Source organism: Melissospora conviva, assembly GCF_049523535.1.
GTDB lineage: Bacteria > Actinomycetota > Actinomycetes > Mycobacteriales > Micromonosporaceae > Melissospora > Melissospora conviva.
Genome location: NZ_JBLLDT010000006.1, coordinates 202770 through 208928, shown reverse-complemented (window position 1 = coordinate 208928; position 6159 = coordinate 202770). Strand labels below are relative to the sequence as shown.

Here is a 6159-nt window from a genome sequence, read left to right as displayed (position 1 = left end):
ATTCCCCCTTTTGCTCCCGTCGGCGTGTCGCATTTCTTTTGGTCGTAAATTGATTTTTTTTTGGGTTTTTCCGGCACCCGTGCCAATAACCACCGCCCCCCCCCCCCCCCCCCCCCCGCACGTGGACACACTTATGGAGTTGCTTACCGCCATTCAACGCAGAGAGGCTGCGGCAGGCGCGCCCATCCTGCCGGGCGACGAGGTACGGCTCGTCGGTGAACTGCCCGCGAGTCTGGCGGATTACAACGCGGATGCGCTACGAGAAACAGTGTTTATCGTTCGCTACGTGAGCGACGATGACACGATCGACATACAGCCACACTGGACCGATGACTACTTCATCGAGACGGTTCCCGTCACCGCTGTGAAGCTGACACATAATCAGTGAGGTGCGACAGGGCAAGGCAGTTCTTCCGAGGGACGCTGGTCAGCCCGGACAGAGCCCACGAGATGCGCAGAAGATCATGACGTTGGTCAGGTCAGTGACGTCTTCATGCGCCGGATCGCCCGAACCACCTCGGTCCGGTTCCTGGCATCCTTAATCCACTTCGGAAGACGTTCCACCATGCTCATGCTCCTGGCACCCCGGCCCCGCTCTCTCAGACCCGCCGACACGTAGCTCTCGAGCAACTCCAGATGCTCGGCGTTGTACGCCCAGAGCACCCGCCCACGGCAATCGATGGACAACCAGAGGGACAGGCCGAAATAGGGCTCCCGGGGCCCGGAAAACCTGGGCAGGTTTCGCCCGGCGGATCCGGGAATGCGCGGCGCTTCCCAGGCAACCGTACGCCCGCACCTGCGGCAGACAAGGCGGCGGCGCACCCAGAGATGCCGATGCCCCTTGTCGGCGGGGTCCGACACGATCGACGCCTGCCCGTCGCAGCGGGGGCACCGCACCAGTATTTCGCCGGCGAAGCAGCACAACCGTTCCGAGCGATCGACGAACCGTTCGTCCACATCACCGGCTGGTTGCATGCGGGCGAGAGTACCGAGCGGTCCGCGAGCCGGTCACGGAATATCCCGTCGCTTCCCTCAGGGCAGGAACGTGAAGATTGTCGCGGTGGTGTCCAGCGGCCGCGGCACTCCTTCGAACCGGTGGACACCGACAGAGAATCGCGCATCCTCCGGGGCCTCGAAGGCATCCTGCACGAAACCGGCCTCCGCCAGCCACTCCCGTACGGCGGGTGTCAGGTCCGGCGCGCGCCGGGTCCTGGTCCAGATCACCGTGGCGCCCTCCGCGCACATCTGGGGCAGCGCGTTGATCGTGCGCTGCACGTCGGCGTCCGAGATGTTGCCGAAGACGCCGGCCATGAGCACCAGGTCAGCGGGGACCACCCCCGCGTACGACGAGAGCCGGCCCGCGTCCGCCTGCCTGATCACGAGGTTCGTCAGCCCGGCGCCGTCGGCGGCGGCCTGCGCGGCGGCGACATTGCCGGTGTCGTACTCGAGCAGGGTCGCCCGCACCCGACGGGTATCGGGGCGGGTGGCGAGCAGGCCGATGAGGTCGTGCCCCTGCCCGGCGCAGGCACTCACCACTGTCACCTCTTCGTCCGGACGCCGGTCCAGCCAGGCGGCGATGTGCTGCTGGACGAGGCGCAGGCGACGCGACAGGGCGGAGTTCTCGTCGGCGTAGGGCTCATGCCACGCCTGCCAATGGGTGCTCGTCATGAGGCGAACTGCTCGAACATCAGCTCGTACCCGTCCGGGTCCAGGCCGTAGAAGATCCGCGCCCAGCCGACATCCTCCGGTTCGAGCGTGACCGGCAGGCCCTCCTGCTGCCAGAGCGCGTACGTCGCATCAAGGTCGGCGGTCGGCACGACGAGCACAAAGCCGAGCCCCGGCGGACCCAGCCTGGTCTCGCGCTCACGCTCGGCGTTGTGGTGACCGTGCTGGTGGAGGTCGGAGAGGATCAGCCAGGTGTGCCCAAATGTGAGGTAGCGCAGATTCGCCTGTCCGGGCTGCGGAAGGTGCCGGAAACCGAGCCGCAGGTAGAGCGCGAAGGACCTTTCGAGGTCGCGTACCCGTAGACCCACTTTGAGCTGTTTGGCAGGCATCGACGGCAATGCTACCGAGGTGAAGCCTGCCCGGGGCACCACGCGCTCGCCCGGTTGACCGGTCAGCCGCCTATCCGTGGAGGCGCTGCGCCCAGTACACCTGACCGTCGGGTCCCATGTAGACCATGGCCAGCAGCAGATCCGACATCGCGACCGGCGCGACGGCCACACTCGGCAAGGCTCCTGAATCCAACTCTTCCGACGCCTCCTCCTGAATGCGCTGCTCGTTACCGAAGAGCGCGATGAACGTCAGGGGCGACGCGGCCGCGTCGGCCACGGACAGGTTGCTGCCGATACTTGTCCAGGTGCCGTTGTGCTCGACGTCGCCTGCGCCTTGCAGCCAGGGAAACCGCTCAGGGATCTTGTTGTGCGCTCCATGGCTTCCGACGGAGACGGCTTTCTGCTCCGAGGATATGGCGAAAGTGCCCGGCTTGGCATCGGTGCGCTTGTCGATCAGGAAGATTGCGAACCAGCCGCCGTCGAGCGGCGTGGGCGGCGCCTGCCAGGAAACCCGGCCGAGCACCAACTGGTCGCCCTCGCCGGGCACCACCACGTCCGCGCCGAGCGCCGCCTTCGCCTCTTCATAGGAGGCCAGGCTGAGGCGGGATGTGAGGGCAAGCGCCTCCGGACCGTACGGCGGGCGGTGGTGCCACCAGCGCCACCCGAAGGCGACCACCAGCACCGCGATGATGACGATCACTGCGCCGGCCCGTGGTCGCGTCATGCGCGACAGTGAACCATGGATCACCAACTCAAGCGGCGATCGGCGGAACGGCGGGCTGCCACAGGGTCCCGGCGATTTCCCCGTCTCCCGCGAACCGGATGCGGACCCTTTCGGGCACCACGGCGGTCTCATGCTGCATGCGAAGCAACCTACGCCGACGCCTCAGATCAGGAGCAGGGTCTTGCCCAGGCCGCTGCGGTTCTCGATCGAGGCGTGCGCGTCGGCGGCGCGCTCCAGTGGAAATGTCTGCCCGATGACAGGCCGGATCCGGCCCGCTGCCGCCTCCGCCATGATCTGCGCGCCCCACCGCAGCATGTGCGGCCCGAAAGCGGGGAGCTGCTCAATCCCGATCACTGTCACCCCGCGCTGTTGCGCCTGCGCCGGGTCGACCACCGTGGCAGTACCGCTGGAGGCGCCGTGCACCGAGAAACGGCCGCCTCGGGCCGCCACCTCGAAGGCCGCCCGGCCGATCTTTCCGCCGACGCCGTCGAAGACCACATCTGGGCCCGCGCCGCCGGTCACAGCGATCACCTGCCTGGTCCAGTCCGGCTCGGAGTAGTCGACCACGGCGTCCGCGCCGAGCCGACGGATCAGGTCGTGCTTGCGGGTGCCGCGGGCAGCGCCGATCACTCGCGCGCCGGATGCGCGAACCAGCTGCACCAGCAGGCTGCCGAGGCTGCCTGCCGCCGCCTCGATCAGCACCCACTCCCCGGAACGGATCCGGGCGTTCTCCACCAGCCCCAGCGCCGCGCTGCCGTCCGGTTGCAGGGCGCAGGCTTCCGGCAGGCCCAGCGCGTCCGGCACCGCCAGGAGATCGTCGACCCCGGCCACCGCCTGTTCGGCGAAGCCGCCGGTCGACGCGGTACGGGCGACGACACGTCTTCCCGTCCAGTTCGGATCGACATCCGCACCGACCGCGTTCACCCGGCCGGCCACGACGGTGCCCGGAACGTACGGCAGGTTCGGCTTGTCGTGCCACTTGTCGGTGCCCTGCCGGATCTGCGTCTCGACGAAGGTCATCCCTGCCACGGAGACCTCCACCACGACCTGTCCGGCTCCCGCCACCGGCGCCGGCGCCTCACCTGGCACCAGTACCTCCGGCCCACCGAAACGCATTGCCCGTACCACCCGCATGCCGCCCCCTCTCGGTTGTCTTCCCGGCAGCACTCAGCCTCCAACATGAAGCAAGGTTGAGGTCAACGTCGGCCCTGGCGTCTGCGCCATCCGGCCACCGGAGCAGGGTGCCGGCCCGCCACACCTCAGGCGCTATGACGTGCGCAGCCGCGATTCGACGAGGGCGAGGACACGCTTCTGCGCGACGTTCAGCAGGTCGTCGGAGTGATCGGCGAGCAGGGCGGCGGCGTCACCCAGGTCGACGGGGTTCTCCGCCCCGGTCAACTCTTCGGCGACGGACGCGCAGACGCTGATCAAGTCGTCGGCCACCTCCCGTAGCGTCTCGTCACCGCTGTCGTCGTCGAGCTCGGCGAAACGGGCGGCGGCCTCGGTCGCGGCGGCGAGCAGTCCTGGCTCGGCGAGCCGCCCGTAGAGGCGGGCTATGGAGGTCAGGTGCTCGTCGCCGACGAGGTGCGCGAGCAGGATGAGCTGCTCGCGGTCGAGCCGGGCGAACCGCGGTGGGAGTCCGCCGGCCGCGAAGAGCGCCGCGTACGGGGCGAACTCCGGTGGCAGGTCCGGTGCCGCCCGTTCCTGCTTGAGTCGCGCGACAAGCGCCCGCTGCGCGGTCAGCCGGTCGATTCGCGCGGCCAGTTCGGCGTCGAGCTGGTCGAGCTGCGAGACCGGGTCGTCGTCGGGCCGGTCGAGGAGTTCCGGGAGTTTGTGGAGCGGGAAGCCGAGGCCGGCCAGACGGACGATCCGCAGCAGCCGTACGAGGTGGTGGACGTTGTAGTCGCGGTAGCCGTTGGCGCTGCGCGGCGGCTCGGGAAGGATGCCGAGCTGGTGGTAGTGGCGCAGGGCTCGGACGCTGACTCCGGCGATCGCCGCCAGCTCGCTGCTACGCATGCGCCGTCGCCTCCTCCTGTCCCCGTGCCGGGGGCGCCGCCACCGCCGTATCCGGGCCCGGGGCTGCGTCCGGGCCAAGGCTACGCAGCGACCGGGCCGGGACGGTCACCACGACGGCCAGCAGCCAGCAGGCGGCGACGGCGATCGCCGCCGTCCGTACGGCGACGAACTCCACGATGAGCGCGGCGCCGAAGATCCCGGCGGGCGGCGCCGCGGTCATGATCGCGTTCTGGGTCCCCATGATCCGCCCCCGCAGCTCATCGGGGATGCGCTCGATCATCAGCACGCCGAGCAGGCTGTTGAACAGGCCGCTGGACGCACCGATGACGAAGGCGCCGACAAATACCAGCCACGGCGCGGAGAGCGTGGCGATCATCCCGAAACCGAGCGTGATCCCGGCCAGCCCGCTCAGCAGCCGGACCCGGCGGGATACCTTCTCCCCCACCGCCGCGTTGACGCCGGCGCCGAGCAGCATGCCGAACGCCAGCGCGGTCAGCACGAACCCGAACGCCCCCGGCTGCCCGATCAACGTGAAGTACACGGGCAGGATCAGCCCCTGGAGCGCACCGAGGGTGAAGACCGAGACCAACCCGATCGCGGTCACCGTCATCAGGAAACGGTTCCGCAGCAGCGACTGCCAGCCGTCCCGCAACTGCGCCCACGCCGACGCCCTCGACGGTGCCGACGGCACGCTCTCGTCGGTGGCGATGCGGCCGACCTGACGGGGGATCAGCAGCGTGACCAGAGCCGCGGCGGCCGACGTCCCGGCGGTGATCCAGAGCACAGTGGATCCGGCGAAGAGCACCATCAGCACTCCCGCGGCCGCCGGTCCCAGCAGCAGGGCCACCGCGCCGAGCGCCTCACGGATGCCGACGAGCCGGTCCGCGGAGACTGCGCCGGCCCGCACGATCGCGGGCAGCATCGCCTCCCGGGCAGTCAGCCCCGGCACGTCGCCGAGCGAGCCGACGATTCCGAACAGCACGAACCAGCCGATGCCGAGCCTCGTCACCGCGTCGACGACCGGCAGGGCCGCCACCGAGGCGGCGGAGATCAGGTCGGTGAGCACCGAGGCGGTGCGCCGGTTTACCCGGTCGATGACGACGCCCATCAACAGGCCCGCCGCCACCGCCGGGACGGCGGTGGCGGCGGCTACCGTTCCCGCACCGAGAGCGCTGCCGGTGCTCTGCAGGACGATCAACGGCAGCGCGATCCCGGCGATGGCGTTGCCGAGCAGCGAGAGCAGATACGACGCCAGATAGGCGACTGGAACGAGACGCATGCGGGCAGCCAAAACCATGACGCAGCGGCGGGGTCAAGGCCCGACCGGCAGGCACCGGGCTTCAGACGACTGGTCGCGCTCGTACG

At 69.2% G+C, this 6159-nt stretch carries 8 protein-coding genes; 1 reads left to right on the top strand and 7 read right to left on the bottom strand.

Annotation, left to right across the window (positions count from 1 at the left end; all coding sequences use genetic code 11):
- Positions 1-133 precede the first annotated feature (133 nt).
- Positions 134-388, top strand: coding sequence for a hypothetical protein (locus ACK8GG_RS15930; RefSeq protein ID WP_440356682.1), 255 nt, complete (start codon positions 134-136; stop codon positions 386-388).
- Positions 389-474: 86 nt separating this feature from the next.
- On the opposite strand, the gene ACK8GG_RS15925 is transcribed toward ACK8GG_RS15930, so the two are convergent.
- From ACK8GG_RS15925 to ACK8GG_RS15895, 7 genes are all read right to left on the bottom strand, one after another.
- Positions 475-975 (bottom strand): hypothetical protein, encoded by a 501-nt coding sequence (locus ACK8GG_RS15925; RefSeq protein WP_440356681.1) that lies wholly within the window; start codon positions 973-975, stop codon positions 475-477.
- A gap of 57 nt (positions 976-1032) precedes the next feature.
- Positions 1033-1668: an SAM-dependent methyltransferase gene (locus tag ACK8GG_RS15920; protein WP_440356680.1), complete on the bottom strand. Its 636-nt coding sequence runs from the start codon at positions 1666-1668 to the stop codon at positions 1033-1035.
- A complete protein-coding gene (locus tag ACK8GG_RS15915) occupies positions 1665-2054 on the bottom strand; it encodes a VOC family protein (protein ID WP_440356679.1) in 390 nt (129 codons plus the stop codon). Before ACK8GG_RS15915 ends, ACK8GG_RS15920 begins: the two co-directional genes overlap by 4 nt.
- A 70-nt stretch (positions 2055-2124) precedes the next feature.
- Positions 2125-2778, bottom strand: a complete 654-nt coding sequence (locus tag ACK8GG_RS15910; protein ID WP_440356678.1) for a hypothetical protein — start codon at positions 2776-2778, stop codon at positions 2125-2127.
- 162 nt (positions 2779-2940) lie between these two features.
- Complete coding sequence (locus ACK8GG_RS15905; protein WP_440356677.1) at positions 2941-3894, bottom strand: zinc-binding dehydrogenase; 954 nt, start codon at positions 3892-3894, stop codon at positions 2941-2943.
- A 150-nt stretch (positions 3895-4044) separates the two neighbouring features.
- Positions 4045-4794: a MerR family transcriptional regulator gene (locus ACK8GG_RS15900; RefSeq protein WP_440356676.1), complete on the bottom strand. Its 750-nt coding sequence runs from the start codon at positions 4792-4794 to the stop codon at positions 4045-4047.
- Positions 4787-6073: an MFS transporter gene (locus ACK8GG_RS15895; RefSeq protein WP_440356675.1), complete on the bottom strand. Its 1287-nt coding sequence runs from the start codon at positions 6071-6073 to the stop codon at positions 4787-4789. The genes ACK8GG_RS15900 and ACK8GG_RS15895 overlap by 8 nt, the downstream gene beginning before the upstream one ends.
- Positions 6074-6159: the final 86 nt, after the last annotated feature.